Below are 23565 nucleotides of genomic sequence, written 5' to 3' on the forward strand. Positions count from 1 at the left end.
GGAAACGCCAAGTCCACCACAAGCCCGGCGGCGGAGTCGTCGGTGAGCCGCCCGCCGCCAACACCCGCGCTGGCACGCGCGCGTTGATCCGCTCCGCCACCGGCCTTGCCGCGTGGGGACGGGCCCCCGCTGCCGTCGGCTCCGCGGCGCTCGCGCGGATCCGGGCCGTCATCGGCGCCACTCCGCGCGCGTGACGCCGCGCGGTCGCCGTGCCCGCCGCGCGCGTGCGCGGTCCGTCCGTTGTCGCCGCTGCCGTCGGCCCCGCCACGTGTGGGGAGCCCGCTCTCACCGGCGCCGCCGCGCCCGCATGGTGCCGCGCCGTCCCCGGCCTTGCCGTGTCCGCCTGGCGTCGCGCCGTCCTCGGCCACGCCGCGCTCGGGCGGCTCGTCGCCGCGCTCGCGCGGGCCGCCGCTCGCCTGCAGTGCGCTCTCCAGGCGGCGCGCCTCCTGGCGCCACCGCGCGGCGTACGCGTCGCCGCGAGGAACCGCCGCGCGCCAGGCCGCGGCCAGGTCGTCGCCGTACTCGCGCGGCGGTTCCTCCGACAGCAGGGCCACGACCTCCGCCGCGCGGCGCGCGCCCACCTCGTGCGCGCCGTCCAGGAGCGCCCGCGCCAGCCGGGGGTGCACGCCCAGCCGGGCCAGCCGTACGCCCCGCCGTGTCACCCTGCCGTCGCCGTCCACGGCTCCGACGGCCCGCAGCACCTCGCCCGCGGCGGCCATGGCACCATCCGGCGGCGGGTCAAGCAGCGCCAGTCCGGAGGCGTCCGGATCGCCCCAGCAGGCCGCCTGCAACGCGAACGCCGTCAGGTCCGCGACCTCGATCTCCGGCGATGGCCACCGCGGCAGCCGCGCGTCCTCCTCCTCGGCCCAGCAGCGGTACACCGCTCCTGGCGCCTCGCGCCCCGCCCGGCCCGCACGCTGCCGCGCCGCCGCCCGAGAGGCCCGGACGGTCGCCAGCGCGCCCAGCCCGCGCGCGTGGTCCGTCCGCGGCTCCCGCGCGAGCCCCGCGTCCACCACGACCCGTACGCCCGGCACCGTCAGGCTCGACTCGGCGACCGAGGTCGCCAACACCACCCGCCGACCGGCACCACCCGCCAGCACCGCGTCCTGCACGTGCGCCGGCGCACGCCCATGCACCTGGAGCACCTCGGCCCCGCAGCCGTCCAACCGCCCCGCCACGCGCGCGATCTCCCCGACCCCGGGCAGGAAGCACAGCACGTCCCCGTCCCGCTCGCGCAGCGCCCGCCGCACGACCGCGGCCACGTGCTCCAGCAGCGCCGGATCGACCCGCATCCCGTGCGGCGGCCGCACGGCGCGCGCCAGCGGCGCCCACACGACCTCGACGGTGTGCGACACGCCGGCCGCCTCCACCACGGGCGCCGCACTCCCGTCGCCGAGCAGCCGCGCCCACCCCTCCGCGTCCGTCGTCGCCGACGCCGCGACGAGCCGCAGCTCAGGCCGCAGCGCGGCCCGTACGTCCAGCAGGAAGGCCGCCGCCGTATCGGCGTCCAGATGCCGCTCGTGGCACTCGTCCAGCACGACCACGTCGACGCCCGCCAACTCCTGGTCCCGCTGGAGTCGTTGCAGCAGCACCCCGGTCGTCACCACCTCGACAACCGTCCCGGGCCCGGCCCTCCGCTCCCCGCGCACGCTGAACCCGACGGTCTCCCCGACCTCCTCGCCCAGCAGCCACGCCATACGCCGCGCCGCGGCACGCGCCGCGATCCGCCGAGGCTCGGCCACCACCACGCGCCGGACGGCCCCGCCGTCCAGCAGCCCGGCCAGCGCGAGCGGCACCAAGGTCGTCTTGCCGGTCCCCGGCGGCGCGCACAGCACCGCCGCGCCCCGCCGCTCCAGCGCCTCCGCCAGCGCGGGCAGCGCCTCCCGTACGGCCAGCCGCCCCAGCTCGTCGCTCCGCATCACGCGCCCCAGTCTCCCAGCGCCACCGCACCCGGCTCGCCCCGATCGCCCGCCGCGCGCGAAGGCGGCCTACTGGTCCCGCTCGCACACGAAGATCGCCGTGCCCGGGATCAGCTGTCCTCGCAGCGGGGACCAGCCGCCCCACTCCTGGCGGTTCCACGCGGGCCACTCCGGCTCGACGAGGTCCACCAGCCGGAAGCCCGCCGCGACCACGTCCCGTACGCGGTCGCCCACCGTCCTGTGGTGCTCCACGTACACCGCGCGTCCGGCCTCGTCCTGCTCCACGTACGGCGTGCGGTCGAAGTACGAGCCCGCGATGGACAGCCCCTCCGGCCCCGGCTCGTCGGGGAACGCCCAGCGGATCGGGTGCGTCACCGAGAACACCCAGCGGCCCCCGGGCCGCAGCACCCGCTGCACCTCCCGCATGACCCGCACCGGGTCCGCCACGAACGGGATCGCCCCGTACGCGGAGCAGGCGAGGTCGAACGAGGCGTCCGCGAACGGCAGCGCCCCGGCGTCGGCCTGCACCAGCCGCAGCTCCCCGCCGATCCGCAGCGCGTGCTGCAGCTGCCGGTGCGAGAGGTCCAGCGCCACCGGCCTGGCGCCCTGCGCGGCCAGCCAGCGCGAGCACTGCGCCGCGCCCGCGCCGATCTCCAGGACGTCCCGGCCCTTGAGGTCCCCGGCCGGTCCCAGAAGCCCGGCCTGCTCCTCGTCCAGCCCCTCCGGGCCCCAGACGAAGCGGTCGTCTCCCAGGAAGCCGCCGTGCTCCTGCTGGTAATCGTCCGCGTTGCGATCCCACCAGCCCCGGTTCGCCCGGCTGCTCTCCACCGCGGCGACATCGCGCCGGGTGGCCGCTGCTTCGTCCTCTTGGCTCATCGTGCCCGTCGTCGTAGTCTTCGCTCGAACCTGTAGCTGCTGAGTGCGGTGTTACGGCTGTCGGTTATGGGGCCAATGCCTCGCGTGGGTTCTTCGCGCATTGATGCGCATTGACCATGCCCGGCTGCCCCCGTATGCTACAAGTTGCGCTGCGGGCCTGCGCACCTCAGACGGAGCAGGCTGCGCTCGCATCTGTTGTATGTCCCCTCGGTTGTCGAGGCGCTTTTCGCTTCACAGTGATCGCGCCTCCTGGCTGTCCGGCTTCGGCGGTGCGATAACGGGCTCCCGGCGTGAGCAGTACCTACGACTCAATGTCCGTACCGGAGCCCTTTCCCACATGACGAGCAGCACCGAGACCACCGCCACCACCCCGCAGGTAGCGGTCAACGACATCGGTAACGAGGAAGCCTTCCTCGCCGCGATCGACGAGACGATCAAGTACTTCAACGACGGCGACATCGTCGACGGCGTCATCGTGAAGGTCGACCGGGACGAGGTCCTGCTCGACATCGGTTACAAGACCGAAGGCGTCATCCCCTCCCGCGAACTCTCGATCAAGCACGACGTCGACCCGAACGAGGTCGTGGCCGTCGGCGACGAGATCGAGGCCCTGGTTCTCCAGAAGGAGGACAAGGAAGGCCGCCTGATCCTGTCCAAGAAGCGCGCTCAGTACGAGCGGGCCTGGGGCACGATCGAGAAGATCAAGGAAGAGGACGGGATCGTCACCGGTACCGTCATCGAGGTCGTCAAGGGTGGTCTCATCCTCGACATCGGCCTCCGCGGCTTCCTCCCCGCCTCCCTGGTCGAGATGCGCCGCGTCCGCGACCTTCAGCCGTACGTCGGCAAGGAGCTCGAGGCCAAGATCATCGAGCTGGACAAGAACCGCAACAACGTGGTCCTGTCCCGCCGTGCCTGGCTCGAGCAGACCCAGAGCGAGGTCCGCCAGACCTTCCTCACCACCCTCCAGAAGGGCCAGGTGCGCTCCGGTGTCGTCTCCTCGATCGTCAACTTCGGTGCCTTCGTGGACCTGGGCGGCGTAGACGGTCTCGTCCACGTCTCCGAGCTGTCCTGGAAGCACATCGACCACCCGTCCGAGGTCGTCGAGGTCGGCCAGGAGGTCACGGTCGAGGTCCTGGACGTCGACATGGACCGCGAGCGCGTCTCCCTGTCGCTGAAGGCGACCCAGGAGGACCCGTGGCAGCAGTTCGCCCGGACCCACCAGATCGGTCAGGTCGTCCCGGGTAAGGTCACCAAGCTCGTTCCGTTCGGTGCGTTCGTCCGCGTCGACGAGGGCATCGAGGGCCTGGTCCACATCTCCGAGCTGGCCGAGCGCCACGTGGAGATCCCGGAGCAGGTCGTCCAGGTCAACGACGAGATCTTCGTCAAGGTCATCGACATCGACCTCGAGCGCCGCCGCATCAGCCTCTCGCTGAAGCAGGCCAACGAGGCCTTCGGTGCCGAGCCGTCCGCGGTCGAGTTCGACCCGACCCTGTACGGCATGGCCGCCTCGTACGACGACCAGGGCAACTACATCTACCCCGAGGGCTTCGACCCGGAGGCCAACGACTGGCTGCCGGGCTACGAGAAGCAGCGCGAGGAGTGGGAGCGCCAGTACGCCGAGGCGCAGCAGCGCTTCGAGCAGCACCAGGCGCAGGTCATCAAGTCCCGCGAGGCCGACGAGCAGGCCGCGGCCGAGGCCGGCCAGGCCGCGCCGCAGGGCGGCGGCAACGCCGGTGGCGGCGGTGGCTCGTACTCCTCGGAGACCCAGGACACCTCCGGCGCCCTGGCGTCGGACGAGGCCCTGGCCGCCCTCCGCGAGAAGCTGGCCGGCGGCCAGAGCTGACCGCTCGCCGCTAGTCGATAGCTGACAGCCGCAAGGCCCGTCCCCTCCGGGGGGCGGGCCTTGCGGCGTTTCTGCGGTTTCCGCCCGCGCTGTGTGGGGGCGCCCGACCCGCACTGTGGGTGGGCGCCCGGCGCGATGTTCGCGACCCTGGGCGCGCCTGTAGGCGTGCCGGCCGTCCTCCGTGGGCAAAGTCGGTCTGGAGCGCCCGAGCCGGTGGTGGGAGGCCGCGCGTGACGGCGTAGGGCGTGCCCTGCGCGCGGACTTGGGCGCAGGGGCGGATGACCGTGGGTGGGCGGGTGGCGGAATGGGGAATTCCCTTGTCCTGCCGCGCGTTGGCGGAGAGGAAGGAAAGAGGAGGCGCGGTTACGGTGCTCGATCCGCAGGATCCGCAGAAGCTGTACGCATGGGACCCCGAGGGGCTGGCGGTGGCCGAGACGGCGCTCGCCCAGGACACGGCGGGCCTGGTCATGCTCTACCACCTCGACGGGTACATCGACGCCGGGGAGACCGGAGAGCAGATCGTGGAAGGGCTGAGCGACGGGCTGCCCCGCACCACCGTCGCGCGCTTCGACACCGACCGGCTCGTCGATTACCGCGCCCGGCGCCCGCTGCTGACCTTCCAGCGCGACCGCTGGACCGCGTACGAGCAGCCAAGCCTCGAACTCAACCTGGTGCAGGACGCCACCGGCGCGCCCTTCCTGCTGCTGTCGGGTCCCGAACCCGACGTGGAATGGGAGCGGTTCGCCGCCGCCGTACGCCAGATCGTGGAGCGGCTGCGGGTCCGGCTCGCAGTGAACTTCCACGGCATCCCCATGGGCGTCCCGCACACCCGCCCGGTCGGGCTGACCCCGCACGGCAACCGGCTCGACCTGATGCCGGGCCACCAGAGCTTCTTCGACGAGGCGGAGGTGCCGGGCAGCGCCGAGTCCCTGGTGGAGTTCCGGCTCATGGAGGCCGGGTTCGACGTGCTGGGCGTGGCCGCGCACGTACCGCACTACATCGCGCGCTCGACGTATCCGGACGCTGCGCTGACCGCGCTGGAGGCGATCACCGCCGCGACGGGCCTGGTCCTGCCGGCCCTCGCGCACGCGCTGCGCACGGCGGCGCACCGCACCCAGAGCGAGATCGAGCGGCAGCTGGGGGAGGGCGAGGGGGAACTGGTGGCGCTGGTCCGGGGTTTGGAGAACCAGTACGACGCGGCGGCCGGCTCCCAGACGCGCGGCAACCTCGTCGCGGAGCCCGCGCAGCTGCCATCGGCGGACGAGCTGGGGCGCGAGTTCGAGCGCTTCCTCGCGGAGCGGGAAACGGAGGGGGAGTGAGGCGCCTCGCTCCCTTGGCCCCGGCGTCAGCCCCTTCGGGGTAGCTTGGTGAGTGGCCGCGTCCCGCTTCGGGTTCCCCGCCGGCGCGGGGCGAGCCCTCGGGTTCGACCGGCCGTATGGGGGCAGGCAAAGTGGGTCCCGCGCGGGCGGGGTGACCGAACGAGGGAGTCGCGGCCATGCTCACCGTTGGCCTCACGGGCGGGATCGGCGCGGGCAAGAGCGAGGTGTCGCGGCTGCTGGTGTCGTACGGCGCGGTGCTCGTGGACGCCGACCGGATCGCGCGGGAGGTCGTGGAGCCGGGGACACCCGGACTGGCCGCGATCGTCGAGGAGTTCGGCCGGGAGGTGCTGCGTGAAGACGGCACGCTGGACCGGCCGAAGCTGGGCGGCATCGTCTTCAACGCCCCGGACCGGCTGCGCGCGCTGAACGCGATCGTCCACCCGCTGGTCGGCGCCCGCTCGGCCGAGCTGGAGGCCTCGGCGGGCCCCGGCGCCATCGTCGTGCACGACGTGCCGCTGCTCGCCGAGAACGAGCTGGCCGGCCTGTACGACGTGGTCGTGGTCGTGGACGCCTCCCCCGAGACGCAGCTGGACCGCCTGGTCCGGCTGCGCGGCATGACGGAGCAGGAGGCCCGGGCCCGCATGGCCGCCCAGGCCACGCGCGAGCGCCGGCTGGCCGCGGCGGACCTGGTGATCGACAACGACGGCCCCCTGGAGGCGCTGAAGCCGCAGGTGGAGAAGGTGTGGGAGGAACTGCGCGGCCGAGCGGAGGGGTGAGAGCCGGTCCGCGGGGCAGGTGGGCGGAGGCGTCGGGCCCGGTCCGCCGAGCAGGTGCAGGGGAGAGCCGGTTCGCCGGGCAGGTGGGGCGGAGGCGTCAGGCCTGGCCCACCGGGCGGTGGCGGAGGCGTCAGGCCCGGTCCGCAGGGCAGGTGCACCGCGGCCCGGCCGCGGGAATGCTGGAGCGGACGAGACCGTTGTGCCGAAGCGTGGAGCCGATCTGCCGCTGACACATTCCGCCGTCGGCGGTGGTCGGGAAGGAGGCGCAGTGCCGGAGCGTACGCCCGAGACCAATGTCATCGACTTCCGTGCGGCAGAGCACCTGCTGGACGCCCGCGACCCGCGCGGAGCGATCAAACTGCTGGACCCGCTGATCGCCGCCCACCCGGAGAGCCGGGCGGCCCGCCTGCTGCGCGCCCGGGCCTACTTCGCCGCCGCCCAACTGCGCTCGGCCGAGCGCGAGTTCCAGCATATCCTGGACCATGAGCCGGACAACGCCTTCGCCCACTTCGCCCTGGCCCGGACCCTCGAACGAGCCAATCGCCCCTCGGAGGCCCGCCGCCACTTCCGCCTCGCCGCCGCCCTCGACCCCCGCCCCGACTTCATCGAAGCAGCCGGCTTCGGGGAGCCGGACTGACTTGTCCACAGCCCCCTGAAGCCCTCTTGCTGATCAACTACTGTGTTGTCGGGCAAGGACCTTGTGTCGAGTGCGAGTTGACGCTTCGTGGGGGATGGGGGAGTTGCGGTGGCGGCGGTTTTCGTCGATCGGGTGGACAGCGTGGGGGCGCTGCGTGGCGTGGCGCTCGATCTGCTGGATGGGCGGGGCGCCTCGTTCACGGTCGAAGGCGATTCCGGGATGGGCAAGTCGGCGTTACTCGCCGCGTTCCCTGAACACGACCAGGGCGGCCGGGACCTCGCGGAGCGCATCCGGTTCGCCCGGGTCCGGTGCGCGCCGGTCGTCGGGGAGGGGAATCCGTACCGGCTGGCCCTCGACATCCTCACCGCGCTGAGAGAGCAGTCGGGCACCCGGCGCTGGTGGCGGCGGGTCGGCGGCGCGGCCGCCAGGTCGGCCCCCGGGCTGCTGGGGCTGCTGGTGCCCGGGCTCGGGCCGGTGCTGGAAGCGGGGCGTGGCCTGACCGAGGCGGCCATGAACTCGGGGTCGATGCCCGGCGACAGCCTGCTCCCTCAGCAGGAGGCCGTCGCCGGGCACATCGCCGACGCGATCCTGGAAGAGGTGAGTACGGGGAAGCCGGCCATGGTGCTGGTCGACGACGTCCAGTACAGCGACCTGAGCAGTCTCCAGGTCCTGCACCGCCTGGTCGAGGCGGCTCCCGGCAGGCCTCTGGGCCTGGTGTTCGGCCACGGCTCGTATGCCTCGGAGTCCGGGAACGGGGTGAACGCCGCCGCGCTCCTGGAGCATTGGGAGTTCGGAGGGCTGATCCAGAGGCACCGGCTGACCGGGCTCCCGGAGGACGCGGTCGCCGAACTGGTCCGGCTGCGGCACCCGGACTCCGACCCCTCGGCGCTCTCCACCCGGCTCTGCGACGTGACGGACGGGCACCCGATCTTCGTTGACCAGTGCCTGCGCCTCCTGCGCTCCGGCCACACCGGCCAGGTGCCCCTGCCGGAGGACCTGCCGCACGCCGTGCGCAGCCGGTTCGCGCGCTTGGACGGCGATGTGCGGGAGCTCCTCGTCGTCGGCGCGACCCAGGGGCCCGCCTTCCTCTCGCGCGCGGTCGCCGAGGCGATCGGAGCCCCGCACGGGGAGGTCATGCAGCGGCTGCGCGACACCGCGCAGAGCCACGGCCTCATCCGGGAGCGACAGAACCGCCCGCTGTGGGTGCAGTGGGTGGGTTCGGATCTGTACGAGTTCGAGCACCGGGCCCTGCAGAAGGGGATCTACGAGCAGCAGAGCGCGGCCCAGAAGCAGCATCGGCACCACCGGCTCGCATCCGCCCTGACCGCGCTGGCGGACGCCGCCGGCCCCGGGGAGACGCCCCTGGAACTGCGCCTTGACATCGCCGGTCAGCTCCGCCGGGGCGGCCCTCAGAGCCTGGCGGCCTCGGCGGCGGCGCACTACGAGCTGGCCCGCTCGGTCGCCGTGAGCGGCCTGTCCTTCGCCGACGCGGAGCGGCACTGCGCGGTCGCCATCCGGGCCGCCAGGGAGCTGCCCGCGGACGGTGGGGATCGCGATCAGCGGCTGGTCGAAGCGGCCGAGCTGCTGCTCAGTCTGACCGAGGTGCGCTGGCAGGGGCACGCCGAGCCGACCGGCGACCTGGACATCGACGCCCTCGCCGCCGAAGCCGAGGAGGCGGCCCGGCGGTTGGCCGATCGCAGGCTCATCGCGCGTACGACCCTGCTCCGCGGCAAGACCCTGCTGGCCACCCAGGGGCTGAAGCCGTCGCTGCTGAAGCTGCGGGAAGCCGTGGACCGGGCGAGGGAGTGCGGCGACCCCGTGTCGCTCTTCGTGGCCCTGGTCGAGTACGGGCGTCAACTGCCCAAGCAGGATCTGCGCGCCGGGCTCCAGGCGCTGTTCGCGGCGGAGGAGCTGTACGCCTCGGAGCCCTGCCTGGGCGAGGCCCGCAACCCGGTGCTCCAACACGCCCGGAACCTCAACGAGATGCAGCTCGGCGTGAACCTCTACGACAGCGGCCGGCTGGGCGAAGCACGCGTTCGCCTGCTGCGGTGCACCGCGCGGCTCCGCTCCGAGCACCTGCGGGCCGAGTTGCCGATCGCCCTCAACTACCTGGCCCAGCTGCACATTGCCACGGGTGAACGACGGCAGGCCCAGGAGGTCCTGCGGGAGGCCCTGGACTTCGAGGAAGCGCGGGGCGGCGACAGCGGCTGGCACGCGTACAACACGGCACTGCTGGCGCTGACGCTTGTCCACGATCCGGAATCCCGAGGGCGGGAACGGGCGTTGGTGCTCGCCGAGGAGGCCTGGTCGGAGACCCAGCGCACCTGGCTGGCCAATCTCGTGCCGATCGTGCGGAACCTCTATGCCGAGGTGTTGCTGGAGACGGCCGCGGACACGGCGGCGCTGGATCAGGCGTACCGGCTCGCGGTCGACACCTGTGTGGAGACCCGGCAGACCGGGATGCGCCGCAGCGAGATCGCTGCCTTCATGCTGTGCGGCCGCGTCCGGCTGCGGCAGGGCGACGCCCCGGCCGCGGCCGGGCACGCGCGCGAAGCGCTGCACACCCTGGAGGAAGTGGGCGATATGCCCGCCCTGCGGACGGAAGAGGTCCTCCACCACGCGGCCCGCGCCCTGCACGCGGACGGGGCGGTGGACGAGGCGAGGGCGCTGTGGGAGCGGGCACGTGCGGAAGTCGCCCGCAAGGAGAGCCATCTCGATGACGCGGCCCAGCGGCGGCGCTTCCGAACCGAGGTCCCGCTGAACCGGGCGATCCTCGGTGAGGACGAGCCGAGCTGACGGACTAGAGTGCGACGTCGGTACGAAAGGGGGCGGCGTGTTCACCATCAGCAAGGAGTTCCACTTCTCGGCCAGCCACGTCCTGGACCGGCTCCCTTCCTGGCACCCCTGCGCCCGGATGCACGGGCACAACTACATAGTGGTGCTGGAGCTCTCGGCCGCCCCGGAGGGCCTCACCGAGGCCGGATTCGTGCGCGACTACCGCGATCTGGACGCCTTCAAGAAGTGGGTCGACGCGACGCTCGACCACCGGCACCTCAATGATGCGATGGGGGGGGGGAATCCATCGGCGGAGCATCTCGCCCGCTGGATCTTCGACACCTGGGCGGACGAGTTGCCCGAACTGACCGCGGTGAGCGTGTCCGAGACCCCCAAGACATGGGCGACGTACCGTCCTCGCTGACCGGGCCGCGGGACATCATCGACGTCGTCGTCCGGGTCGGGCACCCCGTCGATCGTCTCCGGAACCCGGTCTGGAGCAACTGGGCCTGATGGCAAGGGACTTGGGTCTCCGGCACTGATCCGGGCGCGCGCCCGTGCCCCGCTCGTGCGCTCTTTCGCCTCGCGCGCCCCACTGGCGTACTGGAGTCATGAAGCAGTGGTGGAGCAAGCGGTCCGGACGGCAGGGAGACGACCTCGGCGAGCGCGCCCAGCGGCTCTTCGGGCAGGGAGAGCGGGAAGCGGCGCTGGGGCTGTGGCGCGAGGCGGCCCGGGGCGGGGACGCCTCGGCGGCCGCGCGGTTGGTGATCGAGTGCGCCGCGGACGGGAAGTACGACGAGGCGCTGCGGTGGCGCGCCACGGCGGCCGAGGGCGGGGTGCCCATCGCCGCCCACGAACCGGGCGTACGGCTGCGGGACTCGGGCCGTCAGTCCGCGGCCGAGGGGTGGTGGCGCCGGGCGGCGGAGGCGGAGAACGACGACATCAGCCGCGAGCACCTGGGGATCGCGCTGCGGGAGCGGGGCCGCCCCGACGAGGCCGAGGAGTGGCTCCGGGCGGGCGCCGAGCGCGGACACGGCGGCTGTGCACGGGAGTTGGCCGCGCTGTACGTACAGCGGTCGAAGTGGGCCGAGGGCGAGCAGGCGCGGCAGGAACATGCCTCGCGGGCGCTCAACTGGGCCCAGCGGGCCGCGGTTTCGGGCGATGCCAAGGCCAGGGTCATGCTGCTGAAGTTGCAGAAGTGACCGAGAGGGACGCGTGGACGCCTCTCCGCGACAGAGAATGGCCGAAGACCGTCGGAAAGGCTTGTAGTACACCTTGACGGGACTCAGCCCGGTCGGCGGGGCCCGGCGGGCCGGATCAGAACAGTGGTTGCGGCAGCACCCCCTCCAACGCCAGGAGCGCGCGCTTCGTCTCCAGCCCGCCGCCGAAGCCGCCGATGCCGCCGTCGCTCTCCACCACGCGGTGGCAGGGGACGACCACCGGCAGCGGGTTCGACCCCATGGCCACCCCGACCGCCCGCGCCGCGCCCGGCTCACCGACCCGGTCGGCGAGGTCCTGGTAGCCGACGACCGTGCCGTACGGGACGCCCGTCGCCAGCTCGCGCAGCACCCGGCGGTTGAAGCCCGCCGTCAGGGACCAGTCCAGGGGCAGGTCGAAGCCGCGCAGCCCGCCCGCGAAGTAGGCGCGGAGCTGCCGGACCGCCTCGGCGAGCGGTGGGCTCTCCGCCGTCTCGGACGGCCGTGCGCCCAGCCGCGAGGCCAGCCGCTCCAGCGCCTCGCGCGTCACCCTCTCCTCGGCGTGGAAGGCGACGTTGACCAGCCCCTCGCCGGTCGCCGCCAGCAGCAGCGGGCCGATGGGAGTGTCGGTCACGGTCCAGGTCACGGTGGTCATTTCACGCAGGGTAGTCCCCGCGGAAGCTCTTCGGTACGCCTGTGGACAACCCGCGCAAGCAAGTGCGCCCGAGCCCTGAGAACAGGCCGCGTCCTGGGAACGAGTCACGTCTGAGAACAGGCCGAGCCCTGAGGACGAGGCCGGCCCTGAAGACAGGTGCGGCCGCGCCCCTGGTGAGGAGCGCGGCCGCACGGGCGCCGTGGTTCCCGGGAGTCGGAACTACGACGCGGCGGCGGACAGGAGCTCGGGCACGGCGTCGGAGGACGGGGAGTCCGGGGACGCGGAGTCCGAGGAGCCCGCCGTCGCCTCGCGGACGACGTCGGGGGAGTTGGAGATGATCCCGTCGACCCCGTACCCGGCGAGCCGCGCCGCCGTCGGGCCGTCGTTGACCGTCCAGGTGAACAGCTCCAGCTGCCGGTCGTGCGGGCCCCGCACGTCGTGGACGGCCTTCACGTAGTCGGCCGTCACGCCACCGAAGTTGGGGTTGATCTGGTCCGCGAACTCCGCGTACTCCGGCAGGTCGGCGACGCTCGGGGTGCCCAGGAAACCGGTCTTGACCGACGGCTGGAGCGCGTGGACGGTCTTCACCGAGTCCGCGCTGAAGGACTGGATGACCAGCTTCCCGTCGATGTGGCTCTCGTCGAGCCAGCCCGCCTCGTCCAGCACCGCGAGCGTCTGCGCCTCGATGCCCGGGTACAGCTCGGGGGCTTTGAGCTCCAGCAGCAGCTTCTGGTCGTTGCGGGTCAGCCGCTTCACGAACTGCTTCAGCGTGGGCACGCGCGCGCCCGCGTAGTCCGGGGAGAACCAACTGCCCGCGTCCAGCTCCTTGACCTCGGCGAGGGTGAAGTCGGCGAGCTTCCAGGGAGAGCGGTCGGGGAAGACCTCCTCCACATTCGTGGTGCGCTTGAGGTCGGTGTCGTGGAGGACGACCAGGCGGCCGTCCTTGGTGCGCTGAACGTCGTTCTCCACCCACGCGGTGTCCAGCTCGGCGGCCATGTCGGCCGCCGCCAGGGTGTTCTCCGGGGCGTACGTGGACGCACCGCGGTGCGCCACGACGACGGGACCGTCCGCGCTCTCGGCGGCCTGGGCCGCCGACGTGGGGAGCAAGAGTGCAGAGAACCCCAGAAGCGCGCCTAGGGTGGCTGCGACAGGGCGTATGCGCACGGTGACTCCTCGCGTCGTTGTTCAGTACGCGACGAGGTTCCCAGCCGTTTCCCAATCAAGCACAGGCATGGAATGGCCATAAGTTGAACGGGAAATCGACGGCCTGTGCAGGCCCGGCATTCGCGACGGGGACCCGTACCCGAAGCCGTTGTCAGTGGCGAGTCGTACCGTGGTTGCCATGCGGCCCGTAACCCAGATCGAACGCACGGTGGCGCCCTTCGAGGTCGTCAGCCCCTACCAGCCCAGCGGCGACCAGCCCGCGGCGATCGCCGAGCTGGAGCGGCGGCTCACGGCGGGGGAGAAGGACGTGGTGCTGCTCGGCGCCACCGGAACCGGAAAGTCGGCGACCACCGCCTGGATGATCGAGCGCCTCCAGCGCCCGACTCTCGTCATGGCGCCGAACAAGACCCTCGCCGCCCAGCTGGCCAACGAGTTCCGCGAGCTCCTGCCGAACAACGCGGTCGAGTACTTCGTCTCGTACTACGACTACTACCAGCCCGAGGCCTACGTCCCGCAGTCGGACACCTACATCGAGAAGGACTCCTCGATCAACGAGGAGGTCGAGCGGCTGCGCCATTCCGCGACCAACTCGCTGCTCACCCGGCGCGACGTGGTCGTGGTCGCCTCCGTCTCCTGCATCTACGGCCTGGGAACCCCACAGGAGTACGTGGACCGGATGGTCCCCCTCAAGGTCGGCGAGGAGATCGACCGCGACCAACTGCTGCGCCGTTTCGTCGACATCCAGTACACCCGCAACGACCTGGCCTTCACCCGCGGCACGTTCCGGGTCCGCGGCGACACCATCGAGATCTTCCCGGTCTACGAGGAACTGGCCGTCCGCATCGAGATGTTCGGCGACGAGATCGAGGCGCTCTCCACGCTCCACCCGCTCACCGGCGAGGTCATCAGCGAGGACGGCGAGCTGTACGTGTTCCCGGCCAGCCACTACGTCGCGGGCCCCGAGCGCATGGAGCGGGCCATCGCCGGGATCGAGGCCGAACTGGAGGTGCGGCTCGCGGAGCTGGAGAAGCAGGGCAAGCTCCTGGAGGCCCAGCGGCTGCGCATGCGCACCACGTACGACATCGAGATGATGCGGCAGATCGGCAGCTGCTCCGGCATCGAGAACTACTCGCTGCACATCGACGGCCGCGGCACCGGCTCCGCCCCGCACACCCTCCTCGACTACTTCCCCGAGGACTTCGTCCTGGTCATCGACGAGTCCCATGTGACCGTCCCGCAGATCGGCGCCATGTACGAGGGCGACGCCTCCAGGAAGCGGACCCTGGTCGACCACGGCTTCCGGCTGCCCTCCGCCATGGACAACCGCCCCCTGAAGTGGGAGGAGTTCCTCACGCGGATCGACCAGACCGTCTACCTCTCCGCGACCCCGGGCCAGTACGAGCTCTCCCGCTCCGAAGGCGTCGTCGAACAGATCATCCGCCCCACCGGCCTGGTCGACCCCGAGGTGGTCGTCAAGCCCACCGAGGGGCAGATCGACGACCTCGTCCACGAGATCAGGACCCGCGCGGAGAAGGACGAGCGCGTCCTGGTCACCACCCTCACCAAGAAGATGGCCGAGGACCTGACCGACTACTTCCTCGAACTCGGCATCAACGTCCGGTACTTGCACAGCGACGTCGACACCCTGCGCCGCGTGGAGCTGCTGCGCGAGCTGCGCGCGGGCGAGTACGACGTGCTGGTCGGCATCAACCTGCTGCGCGAGGGCCTGGACCTCCCCGAGGTGTCGCTCGTGGCGATCCTCGACGCCGACAAGGAGGGCTTCCTGCGCTCCGGCACCTCGCTGATCCAGACCATCGGCCGCGCGGCGCGCAACGTCTCCGGCCAGGTCCATATGTACGCGGACAAGATGACCCCGGCAATGGAGAAGGCCATCGACGAGACCAACCGCCGCCGGGAGAAGCAGATCGCGTACAACAAGGAGAAGGGGATCGACCCGCAGCCGCTGCGGAAGAAGATCAACGACATCGTGGCGACCATCGCCCGCGAGGAGATCGACACCAAGGAGCTGCTGGGCAGCGGTTACCGCCAGGGGAGGCAGGGCAAGGCGCCCGTCCCCACTGCCCTCGGCGGTCCCCAAGTGGGGCAGCCCGAGGCGGCGGGGAAGGCAGGAGCCAAGGCCAAGGCCGGCTCCAAGGCCGGGAAGGGCGGGGCCCAGGCGGTGCCCACGGACCGGCCCGCGGCCGAACTCGCCCAGCTGATCGAGGACATGACGGACCGGATGCGCGCCGCGGCGGCGGAGCTCCAGTTCGAGGTCGCGGCCCGGCTGCGCGACGAGGTCGGCGAACTCAAGAAGGAGCTGCGGCAGATGAGGGAGGCGGGGCTTTCCTAGGGGCGGGGCTTCCTGGCCGCGGGGCTTTCTCAGGCTCTCCCAGGGCGGGCAGTGCTTCTGCGTAGGGTTTGGGTCGGGCCATCGCCGACCGGCGGTGGCCAAGGGGAACGGTGAGAGGGGACGGCGTGAGCGTCAACTTGTCCAAGGGGCAGGGCATCAGCCTGGAGAAGGCCGACGGGGGCAGTCTGTCCGCGGTGCGGATGGGGTTGGGCTGGAAGGCGGCGCCGCGCCGCGGCTTCTTCGGTAAGCGGGCGAAGGCGATCGACCTGGACGCCTCGGCGGTCCTGTTCGCCGCCAAGAACCCGGTGGACGTGGTGTTCTTCCGCCACCTCGTCAGCGACGACGGCTCCGTGCGGCACACCGGGGACAACCTGGTGGGCGGCGCCGGCGAGGGCGGGGACGACGAGGCCATCCGGGTCGACCTCCAGCAGGTGCCCGCCCACGTCGACCAGATCGTGTTCACGGTCAACTCCTTCACGGGGCAGACCTTCGCCGAGGTCGAGAACGCCTTCTGCCGCCTGGTGGACGAGCTCAACGGCCAGGAGCTGGCGCGCTACACGCTCACCGGCGGCGGCCCGTACACCGCGCAGATCATGGCCAAGGTCCACCGCGCGGGCACCGGATGGAAGATGACGGCGGTGGGGGAGCCCGCCGAGGGCCGTACGTTCCAGGACCTGATGCCGTCGATCCTGCCGCATCTGTGATCCGGGTCCGGGGGCTCCGGACCCTCCGCTGACCTGCGCCCTTATCCGTCCTTTACCCATTGCTTTACCTTTTCTTGGAAGTTCATGTACCCTCTGCGAGACGGAGGGGAGTACTCCCGAGGCGACGTTCCCGTCAGTACGGATCCCCGAGGATCCCGGGGCGTCGGCCCAGGCTCGCGACTCGCGGCCCGGGCGGAGGAGACCTCCGGCAGCGACGAACGCTGAAATTCGACGTACGACCCTGCCGGAGGAGTAGTGGACGTTTCCCTGACCATGTGGCTGGTGACCATCGCCGGCCTCTGTGCCCTGATCGCGGCGGACTTCTTCATCGGGCGCAAGCCCCATGACGTCTCGATCAAGGAAGCCGGAATCTGGACCGTCGTCTGGATCGTGCTGGCAGGCCTCTTCGGCCTCGGCCTGCTGCTGTTCGCCGGTGGTCAGCCCGCCGGCGAGTTCTTCGCCGGATTCATCACCGAGAAGTCGCTGAGCGTCGACAACCTCTTCGTCTTCGTCCTGATCATGGCGAAGTTCGCGGTGCCCTCGCAGTACCAGCAGCGCGTCCTGCTGGTCGGCGTGCTCATCGCGCTGGTGCTGCGCGCGGTCTTCATCGCCGCCGGCGCGGCGATCATCGCCAGCTTCTCCTGGGTCTTCTTCATCTTCGGCGCCTTCCTGATCTGGACCGCCTGGAAGCTCATCCAGGAGGCGCGGGCCGACGAGGAGGACGAGGAGTACGAGGAGAACCGGCTCCTCAAGGCCGCCGAGAAGCGCTTCGGCGTGGCCGACCGGTACCACGGCACCAAGCTGTTCATCCAGCAGCACGGCAAGCGCGTGATGACCCCGATGCTGGTGGTCATGCTGGCGATCGGCACCACCGACGTGCTCTTCGCCCTGGACTCGATCCCGGCGATCTTCGGCCTCACCCAGGACCCGTACATCGTCTTCACCGCGAACGCCTTCGCGCTGATGGGTCTGCGGCAGCTGTACTTCCTCATCGGCGGACTGCTGAAGAAGCTGGTCCACCTCTCGTACGGCCTGTCGGTGATCCTCGGCTTCATCGGCGTGAAGCTGGTGCTGCACGCGCTGCACGAGCTCGGCGTCCACGTCCCGGAGATCAGCATCCCGGTCTCTCTCGGCGTGATCTGCGCGGTGCTCGTCGTCACGACGATCACCAGCCTCTACGCCGCGAAGAAGCAGGAGCGGGCCGAGGCGGAAGCCGACGGCAAGCAGAGCATCGACGCCTGACGCACCGGCGCGAGACCGAGGCGCCGACGCCTACGTACCAACGCGAGAGGGGTACGGACCAGCGGGTCCGTACCCCTCTCGCCGCGTTCCGCGGCGGGGTCCACCCGCCCGCGGCCGCGGCTCACCAGCCGCGCTTGCGCCACTCCGGCAGTTGCGGGCGCTCGGCGCCGATCGTCGTGTCGCTGCCGTGGCCCGGGTAGACCCAGGTCTCGTCCGGGAGCTGGTCGAAGAGCTTGGCCTCCACGCCGTCGAGGAGGGTGGTGAACGCGTCCGGGTCGTTGTGCGTGTTGCCCACGCCGCCCGGGAACAGGCAGTCGCCGGTGAAGACGTGCGGGTGCCCGTGCGGGTCGTCGTAGATCAGGGCGATGCTGCCCGGCGTGTGGCCCACCAGGTGGCGCGCGGTCAGCTCGACCCGGCCGACGCGGATGGTGTCCCCGTCGTCCACCAGCACGTCCGTGTCGACAGGGATGCCCGCGGCGTCGTGCCGACCTGCGTACGTCCTCGCGCCCGTCGCCTTCACGACCTCCGCGAGTGCCTGCCAGTGGTCGGCGTGCTGGTGTGTGGTCACCACCGAGGCGATGCCGCCGTCGCCGATGAGGTTCAGCAGGGTCCGCGGCTCGCTCGCCGCGTCGATCAGCAGCTGCACGTCCGTCGCGCGGCAGCGCAGCAGATAGGCGTTGTTCTCCATCGGCCCGACGGCGACCTTAGAGATCATCAGGTCCGTCAGTTCGTGCACGTCCGCCGGGCCGCCGACTGTCACCACTCCGCTGTACGTCATGGCCTCAGCCTAGCGGCGGCAGTACGGGCAGAGCAGGGGCGGACCGGTCGAGTCCGGCGCCGTCGGCGCGGCCCGTGAGCCAGGCGAGCAGCTCGGCCGCGGTCCCGCCGACGGCCGTGACCTCGCCCCCCTCCGCGTCCTCGCGCCCCGTACGCCAGGAGCGCCCGTCCTCGGTGGTGACCAGCAGGGCGGGTACGTCGGGTCGGCCCGCGAAGCGCTCGCCCGCGACGTAGTCGAGGTGCCGGTCCACGAAGGAGGCGGGCAGGTCCTCGACCGCGCAGCCGATGCCGAGGTCCACATGGTGCAGCTCGACCTCGGTGAGGCGGCGGAAGAGGACGTTCGACGCCCGGTCGGTGACGCCGTTGCGGAGTTCCACGGTCCGCTGCCAGGCCTCGGGATGAAGCGCGGCCGCCGCGGTGTTGAACCCATCGGCGCTGTGCGCCAGGTCTTCGAGGTGGGCGGCGAGCGGGCGGCCCGCGCCGCGCTCGATGTCCGCCTCCCGGGCCTCGGTACTCACGTACATGGGGATGCGCTCGCTGGTCCGGGCCGAGGTCAGGACGTTGACGAGGGCGTCCGCGTTGCGCGCGACGTGCGCGAGCACATGGCCGCGCGACCAGCCCGGCAGACGGGAGGGCTCGCGCACGGCGGCGTCGTCGAGCTTCCGCACGGCCGCCAGCAGTCGTCCGGTGGCCTCCCGTACGGCGGCCAGGTCCTGGACCTGCGGGTCCTTCGCTTGATCGGTCATGACCCGACGCTATCGCCGACACACGTTCGGGTGAAGGAGGCAAAGAAGGCCGCGAAATCGAATGCGCGTGCTATAAGCTCGGCCCTGGCATCAGTAAGACATCACCGCGGCGCCGCCCATACTCTGAACCGGGGGTGTGCGGCGCACCCCACTTCTCAAGAAAGGTGCCGACCGGCGTGGCCGACCGTCTCATCGTCCGTGGCGCTCGCGAGCACAACCTCAAGAACGTCTCGCTGGACCTGCCCCGTGACGCCCTCATCGTCTTCACCGGCCTGTCGGGTTCGGGCAAGTCCTCCCTCGCGTTCGACACGATCTTCGCGGAGGGGCAGCGGCGGTACGTGGAGTCGCTCTCCTCCTATGCCCGGCAGTTCCTGGGGCAGATGGACAAGCCCGATGTGGACTTCATTGAGGGCCTGTCCCCTGCGGTGTCCATCGACCAGAAGTCGACCTCGCGCAACCCGCGCTCGACGGTCGGCACGATCACCGAGGTCTACGACTACCTCCGGCTGCTGTTCGCCCGTATCGGCAAGCCGCACTGCCCGGAGTGCGACCGCCCCATTTCGCGCCAGTCGCCGCAGGCGATCGTCGACAGGGTGCTCGACCTGGAGGAGGGCAGCCGCTTCCAGGTGCTCTCGCCGCTGGTGCGCGAGCGCAAGGGCGAGTTCGTCGACCTCTTCTCCGACCTCCAGACCAAGGGCTACAGCCGGGCCCGGGTGGACGGCGAGACGATCCAGCTGGCCGAGCCGCCCAAGCTGAAGAAGCAGGAGAAGCACACCATCGAGGTGGTCGTGGACCGCCTCACCGTCAAGGGCAGCGCCAAGCGGCGGCTGACCGACTCGGTGGAGACCGCGCTCGGTCTCTCCGGCGGCATGGTCATCCTCGACTTCGTGGACCTCGATGAGGACGACCCGCAGCGCGAGCGGATGTTTTCCGAGCACCTCTACTGCCCGTACGACGACCTGTCCTTCGAGGAGCTGGAGCCGCGCTCCTTCTCCTTCAACTCGCCCTTCGGCGCATGCCCGGACTGCACCGGCATCGGTACGCGCATGGAGGTCGACCCGGACCTGATCGTGCCCGACCCGGACAAGTCCCTGGACGAGGGCGCGATCAACCCGTGGTCGCACGGCCACACCAAGGACTACTTCTCCCGGCTCGTCGGCGCACTGGCGGACGAGCTCGGCTTCCGCATGGACATCCCGTGGGCCGGGCTGCCGCAGCGCGCGAAGAAGGCCCTGCTGAACGGGCACCGCACGCAGATCGAGGTGCGCTACCGCAACCGGTACGGGCGGGAGCGCGCGTACACGACCTCCTTCGAGGGCGCCGTGCCGTTCGTCAAGCGGCGCCACTCCGAGGCCGAGAGCGACAGCAGCCGCGAGCGCTTCGAGGGCTATATGCGCGAGGTGCCGTGCCCGACCTGCGAGGGGACCCGGCTCAAGCCGATCGTCCTCGCGGTCACCCTGTACGGGAAGTCCATCGCCGAGGTCTCCGCGATGTCGATCAGCGACTGCGCCGACTTCCTGCGGGACATGAAGCTCACCGCGCGCGAGAAGACGATCGCCGAGCGGGTGCTGAAGGAGGTCAACGAGCGGCTGCGGTTCCTGGTCGACGTCGGCCTGGACTACCTCTCGCTGAACCGCGCCGCCGGCACGCTCTCCGGCGGCGAGGCCCAGCGCATCCGGCTCGCCACGCAGATCGGCTCCGGCCTGGTCGGCGTGTTGTACGTGCTGGACGAGCCGTCCATCGGCCTCCACCAGCGCGACAACCACCGGCTGATCGAGACGCTCGTACGGCTCCGGGACCTCGGCAACACCCTGATCGTCGTGGAGCACGACGAGGACACCATCAAGACCTCGGACTGGGTGGTGGACATCGGCCCCGGCGCGGGTGAGCACGGTGGCAAGGTCGTGCACAGCGGGCCGTTGAAGGAGCTGCTCGGCAACGAGGAGTCGATGACCGGGCAGTACCTCGCCGGCAAGAAGGCCATCCCGACGCCGGAGCTCCGGCGGCCGGTCAACGGATCGAAGCGGCTGACCGTGCGCGGCGCCCGGGAGAACAACCTCCAGGACATCGACGTGTCCTTCCCGCTCGGGGTGTTCACCGCCGTGACCGGAGTGTCCGGGTCCGGCAAGTCGACGCTGGTCAACGACATCCTCTACACCCATCTGGCACGGGAGTTGCAGGGTGCCAGGGCGGTGCCCGGGCGGCACACGCGCGTGGACGGGGACGACCTCGTCGACAAGGTGGTGCACGTCGACCAGTCGCCCATCGGCCGTACGCCGCGCTCCAACCCGGCGACGTACACCGGGGTGTTCGACCACGTCCGCAAGCTGTTCGCGGAGACGATGGAGGCGAAGGTGCGCGGCTATCTGCCGGGGCGCTTCTCCTTTAACGTCAAGGGCGGCCGCTGCGAGAACTGCTCCGGCGACGGCACCATCAAGATCGAGATGAACTTCCTGCCGGACGTCTACGTGCCGTGCGAGGTCTGCCACGGCGCGCGCTACAACCGGGAGACCCTGGAGGTCCACTACAAGGGCAAGTCCATCGCCGAGGTGCTGGACATGCCGATCGAGGAGGCCACAGAGTTCTTCGAGGCCGTGCCGACCATCGCGCGCCATCTGCGGACGCTGAGCGAGGTCGGGCTCGGCTACGTCCGCCTCGGCCAGCCCGCGCCGACGCTCTCCGGTGGCGAGGCCCAGCGCGTGAAGCTCGCCAGCGAGCTCCAGAAGCGCTCGACCGGCCGGACGGTGTACGTCCTCGACGAACCCACCACCGGGCTGCACTTCGAGGACATCAGCAAGCTGATCAACGTCCTGTCCGGCCTGGTCGACAAGGGCAACACGGTGATCGTCATCGAGCACAACCTCGATGTGATCAAGACGGCCGACTGGGTCGTCGACATGGGCCCGGAGGGTGGCAGCGGTGGCGGCCTGGTCGTCGCCGAGGGCACCCCTGAGGAGGTCGCCGCGATCCCGGCGAGCCACACCGGCAAGTTCCTCCGCGACCTTCTCGGCGAGCGCGTCAGCGACGCGGTCCCGAGACCCCGCGGCGCGGCAAAGCCTCGCAAGACGGCTGCGAAGAAGACGGTCGCGGCCAAGTCGACCACGGCGAAGCGGACGGCTACGAAGCGGACGGCCGCCGCGAAGACGCCCCGGTCACGGAAGGGGTAGGGGCGGGCTGGGGAACTCGCCGTGCCCGGTTGGATGCTTACGGTGTTTGACAGCTGAATATCCCCCGATCGTGCACAACTTGCGTGATGGCGTTGTCCGGGGCGGCGACGCCAACACGCCAGTTTCGGCAGGCAAGAGAGGGGTTTCATAGGGCAGGTCGGCTTGGGGGCGCACGCTGGAGTGTGCGCCGGGGCGTATTAAGGGCTCGAATGGCCGTGTTCAGCCGCTATGGTCACGGTTTGTTGAAGCCGTATCGCTGGAAGCGCCGACCGCACGTGGCTCCACGGCTGTTTCGCACGCGGTTCGGTACAGGCCCGATCCCCCCGGCGGAGGAAGCGTGTGCATCGAGGCGACGCAGTGCCGAAACGGTTGCATGGAACGTCAGTTGGGCCGACCTCGACCAGCCGATCCGCCGGCCGACGAATCCCCCGCTCCGGCGCTGTTGCCGCCGGACGGCGGTCCCGTGCTGGGGATGTTGCTGCCCAGCATGGCCTATTACTTCATGGACATCCTTGAGGGTGCACGCGATCTGGTGGCCTCCAGGGGTGGTCGCCTGATGGTGGCCTTCAGTGACCATCGTCCGGAGCGGGATCCCGTGCAGGCGGACCGGCTGATCGAGGGCGGGGCGGAGGCCCTGCTTCTCCTGCCGACCTGGCAGCACGGCAGGCCCGAGCCGGGACAGGGGCGGTGGATCGAGAAGCTGAAGGTGCCGGTTGTCCTCGTCGAGCGCCGGGTCCCCGTGGAGGATCCCCTCGCTGGTTTGGACCGGGTCGAGTCCAATGCCGCGCACGGCGTGATCGTGGCCGTGGAGCACCTGACCTCGCTGGGGCATCGCAGGATTCTGGCCTGTTTTCAGACGAACGCGGACAGGGAGCAGCTGACGAAGGGGTTCGCGATCGCGGCCGAGGCTTTCGGTCTCGACCGACCGCAGCGGCCCTTCGTCTCTCTCCGCCAGTTAGACGAAGAAGTCAGGCACCAACAGGTCCTGGACCGTCTCTGCGACGCCGTCGTCGACGACGGCGNNNNGATCGGCGAGGCGGCGGCGCGACTGCTGCTCGACCGCGCCCGCGATTCCGCGCCCCAACACATCAACTACCTGCCCGAGTTGGTGGTACGAGCCTCCTCGGGCTCCGCGCTGCCGTAGCCGGCGCTCAGCCCTCGAGCTCAGTCCTGGAGTTCCGCCGCGTACGGCGGTTCCGCGCCGGGGCGGGTGCAGGTGACCGCGGCCGCGCGGGAGGCGTAGGTGAGGGTGTCCTGCCAGGTGGCGGCGGGTAGTTGAGGCACGGCCTCGGGCGACAGGGCGTCGTGGGCTGCCAGACGGTGGAGGAGGGCGGCGGTGACCGTGTCGCCCGCGCCGATCGTGTCCACCACCTCCACGGGCTCACCGGGTACGGAGACTTCGCCGCCGTCGCGGGTCCA

19 protein-coding genes are annotated in these 23565 nt (G+C 71.0%); 12 read left to right on the forward strand and 7 right to left on the reverse strand.

From position 1 onward, the window contains the following. Together AOK16_RS09275 and AOK16_RS09280 are read right to left on the reverse strand one after the other, a co-directional pair. The coding region (locus tag AOK16_RS09275) for a helicase-related protein (RefSeq protein ID WP_240483485.1) at nucleotides 1–1922 on the reverse strand (1922 nt) is incomplete at its 3' end. Between the two features lie 66 nt (nucleotides 1923–1988). Then, a complete protein-coding gene (locus AOK16_RS09280; protein WP_055471767.1) occupies nucleotides 1989–2795 on the reverse strand; it encodes a class I SAM-dependent methyltransferase in 807 nt (268 codons plus the stop codon). 337 nt (nucleotides 2796–3132) lie between these two features. Between AOK16_RS09280 and rpsA the strand changes: the two genes are divergently transcribed. From rpsA to AOK16_RS09315, 7 genes are all read left to right on the forward strand, one after another. Continuing rightward, nucleotides 3133–4638, forward strand: coding sequence for a 30S ribosomal protein S1 (gene rpsA, locus AOK16_RS09285; RefSeq protein WP_055471768.1), 1506 nt, complete (start codon nucleotides 3133–3135; stop codon nucleotides 4636–4638). A gap of 368 nt (nucleotides 4639–5006) precedes the next feature. Beyond that, a complete protein-coding gene (locus AOK16_RS09290; RefSeq protein WP_055471769.1) occupies nucleotides 5007–5957 on the forward strand; it encodes a PAC2 family protein in 951 nt (316 codons plus the stop codon). 176 nt (nucleotides 5958–6133) lie between these two features. After that, nucleotides 6134–6733 carry a dephospho-CoA kinase gene (coaE, locus tag AOK16_RS09295; protein ID WP_055471770.1) on the forward strand — a complete coding sequence of 200 codons (600 nt, stop codon included), beginning with the start codon at nucleotides 6134–6136 and terminating at the stop codon, nucleotides 6731–6733. Nucleotides 6734–7001: 268 nt separating this feature from the next. Continuing rightward, nucleotides 7002–7370 carry a tetratricopeptide repeat protein gene (locus tag AOK16_RS09300; RefSeq protein ID WP_055471771.1) on the forward strand — a complete coding sequence of 123 codons (369 nt, stop codon included), beginning with the start codon at nucleotides 7002–7004 and terminating at the stop codon, nucleotides 7368–7370. 108 nt (nucleotides 7371–7478) lie between these two features. Beyond that, complete coding sequence (locus tag AOK16_RS09305; RefSeq protein ID WP_055471772.1) at nucleotides 7479–10166, forward strand: AAA family ATPase; 2688 nt, start codon at nucleotides 7479–7481, stop codon at nucleotides 10164–10166. Between the two features lie 37 nt (nucleotides 10167–10203). Next, nucleotides 10204–10569: a 6-pyruvoyl trahydropterin synthase family protein gene (locus AOK16_RS09310; protein WP_055471773.1), complete on the forward strand. Its 366-nt coding sequence runs from the start codon at nucleotides 10204–10206 to the stop codon at nucleotides 10567–10569. Nucleotides 10570–10756: 187 nt separating this feature from the next. Next, on the forward strand, nucleotides 10757–11347 hold the full coding sequence (locus tag AOK16_RS09315) for a tetratricopeptide repeat protein (RefSeq protein WP_055471774.1): 591 nt from the start codon (nucleotides 10757–10759) through the stop codon (nucleotides 11345–11347). A gap of 115 nt (nucleotides 11348–11462) precedes the next feature. Here the strand turns inward: AOK16_RS09315 and AOK16_RS09320 are convergent, their stop codons facing one another. Together AOK16_RS09320 and AOK16_RS09325 are read right to left on the reverse strand one after the other, a co-directional pair. Next, complete coding sequence (locus tag AOK16_RS09320) at nucleotides 11463–11996, reverse strand: methylated-DNA--[protein]-cysteine S-methyltransferase (RefSeq protein ID WP_055471775.1); 534 nt, start codon at nucleotides 11994–11996, stop codon at nucleotides 11463–11465. A gap of 219 nt (nucleotides 11997–12215) precedes the next feature. After that, entirely contained in the window at nucleotides 12216–13160 is a 945-nt protein-coding gene (locus AOK16_RS09325) for a glycerophosphodiester phosphodiesterase family protein (protein ID WP_079101209.1), read from the reverse strand. Nucleotides 13161–13338: 178 nt separating this feature from the next. Here AOK16_RS09325 and uvrB point away from each other — a divergent pair, with 178 nt between their 5' ends. The 3 genes from uvrB (at nucleotide 13339) to AOK16_RS09340 (ending at nucleotide 17456) form a co-directional block, all read left to right on the forward strand. Next, nucleotides 13339–15510 (forward strand): excinuclease ABC subunit UvrB, encoded by a 2172-nt coding sequence (gene uvrB / locus AOK16_RS09330; protein WP_055471776.1) that lies wholly within the window; start codon nucleotides 13339–13341, stop codon nucleotides 15508–15510. A 125-nt stretch (nucleotides 15511–15635) separates the two neighbouring features. After that, entirely contained in the window at nucleotides 15636–16214 is a 579-nt protein-coding gene (locus tag AOK16_RS09335) for a TerD family protein (protein ID WP_055471777.1), read from the forward strand. Nucleotides 16215–16469: 255 nt separating this feature from the next. Continuing rightward, nucleotides 16470–17456: a TerC/Alx family metal homeostasis membrane protein gene (locus AOK16_RS09340; RefSeq protein ID WP_055471778.1), complete on the forward strand. Its 987-nt coding sequence runs from the start codon at nucleotides 16470–16472 to the stop codon at nucleotides 17454–17456. Between the two features lie 121 nt (nucleotides 17457–17577). Here AOK16_RS09340 and AOK16_RS09345 read toward each other — a convergent pair whose 3' ends face one another. Together AOK16_RS09345 and AOK16_RS09350 are read right to left on the reverse strand one after the other, a co-directional pair. Beyond that, nucleotides 17578–18234 carry an MBL fold metallo-hydrolase gene (locus AOK16_RS09345; protein WP_055471779.1) on the reverse strand — a complete coding sequence of 219 codons (657 nt, stop codon included), beginning with the start codon at nucleotides 18232–18234 and terminating at the stop codon, nucleotides 17578–17580. A 4-nt stretch (nucleotides 18235–18238) separates the two neighbouring features. After that, a complete protein-coding gene (locus AOK16_RS09350) occupies nucleotides 18239–18979 on the reverse strand; it encodes a maleylpyruvate isomerase family mycothiol-dependent enzyme (protein WP_055471780.1) in 741 nt (246 codons plus the stop codon). Nucleotides 18980–19155: 176 nt separating this feature from the next. On the opposite strand from AOK16_RS09350, the gene uvrA reads away from it, so the two are divergent. Next, entirely contained in the window at nucleotides 19156–22146 is a 2991-nt protein-coding gene (uvrA, locus tag AOK16_RS09355; RefSeq protein WP_055471781.1) for an excinuclease ABC subunit UvrA, read from the forward strand. A gap of 337 nt (nucleotides 22147–22483) precedes the next feature. Then, nucleotides 22484–23168 (forward strand): type 1 periplasmic-binding domain-containing protein (locus AOK16_RS09360; RefSeq protein ID WP_478071900.1); only part of this gene is annotated, 685 nt, incomplete at its 3' end. Nucleotides 23169–23310: 142 nt separating this feature from the next. On the opposite strand, the gene AOK16_RS09365 is transcribed toward AOK16_RS09360, so the two are convergent. Next, nucleotides 23311–23565 (reverse strand): PfkB family carbohydrate kinase (locus AOK16_RS09365; protein ID WP_240483486.1); only part of this gene is annotated, 255 nt, incomplete at its 5' end.

This window comes from Streptomyces pathocidini (genome assembly GCF_001418495.1).
Classification (GTDB): Bacteria; Actinomycetota; Actinomycetes; order Streptomycetales; family Streptomycetaceae; genus Streptomyces; species Streptomyces pathocidini.

Bases quoted from the DNA above. Each gene is read 5' to 3' on its own strand.
- AOK16_RS09345 (WP_055471779.1), bottom strand. From the start codon at position 18,234: ATGACGTACAGCGGAGTGGTGACAGTCGGCGGCCCGGCGGACGTGCAC.
- uvrB (WP_055471776.1), top strand. From the start codon at position 13,339: ATGCGGCCCGTAACCCAGATCGAACGCACGGTGGCGCCCTTCGAGGTC.
- AOK16_RS09320 (WP_055471775.1), bottom strand. From the start codon at position 11,996: ATGACCACCGTGACCTGGACCGTGACCGACACTCCCATCGGCCCGCTG.
- AOK16_RS09280 (WP_055471767.1), bottom strand. From the start codon at position 2,795: ATGAGCCAAGAGGACGAAGCAGCGGCCACCCGGCGCGATGTCGCCGCG.
- coaE (WP_055471770.1), top strand. From the start codon at position 6,134: ATGCTCACCGTTGGCCTCACGGGCGGGATCGGCGCGGGCAAGAGCGAG.
- AOK16_RS09350 (WP_055471780.1), bottom strand. From the start codon at position 18,979: ATGACCGATCAAGCGAAGGACCCGCAGGTCCAGGACCTGGCCGCCGTA.
- rpsA (WP_055471768.1), top strand. From the start codon at position 3,133: ATGACGAGCAGCACCGAGACCACCGCCACCACCCCGCAGGTAGCGGTC.
- AOK16_RS09315 (WP_055471774.1), top strand. From the start codon at position 10,757: ATGAAGCAGTGGTGGAGCAAGCGGTCCGGACGGCAGGGAGACGACCTC.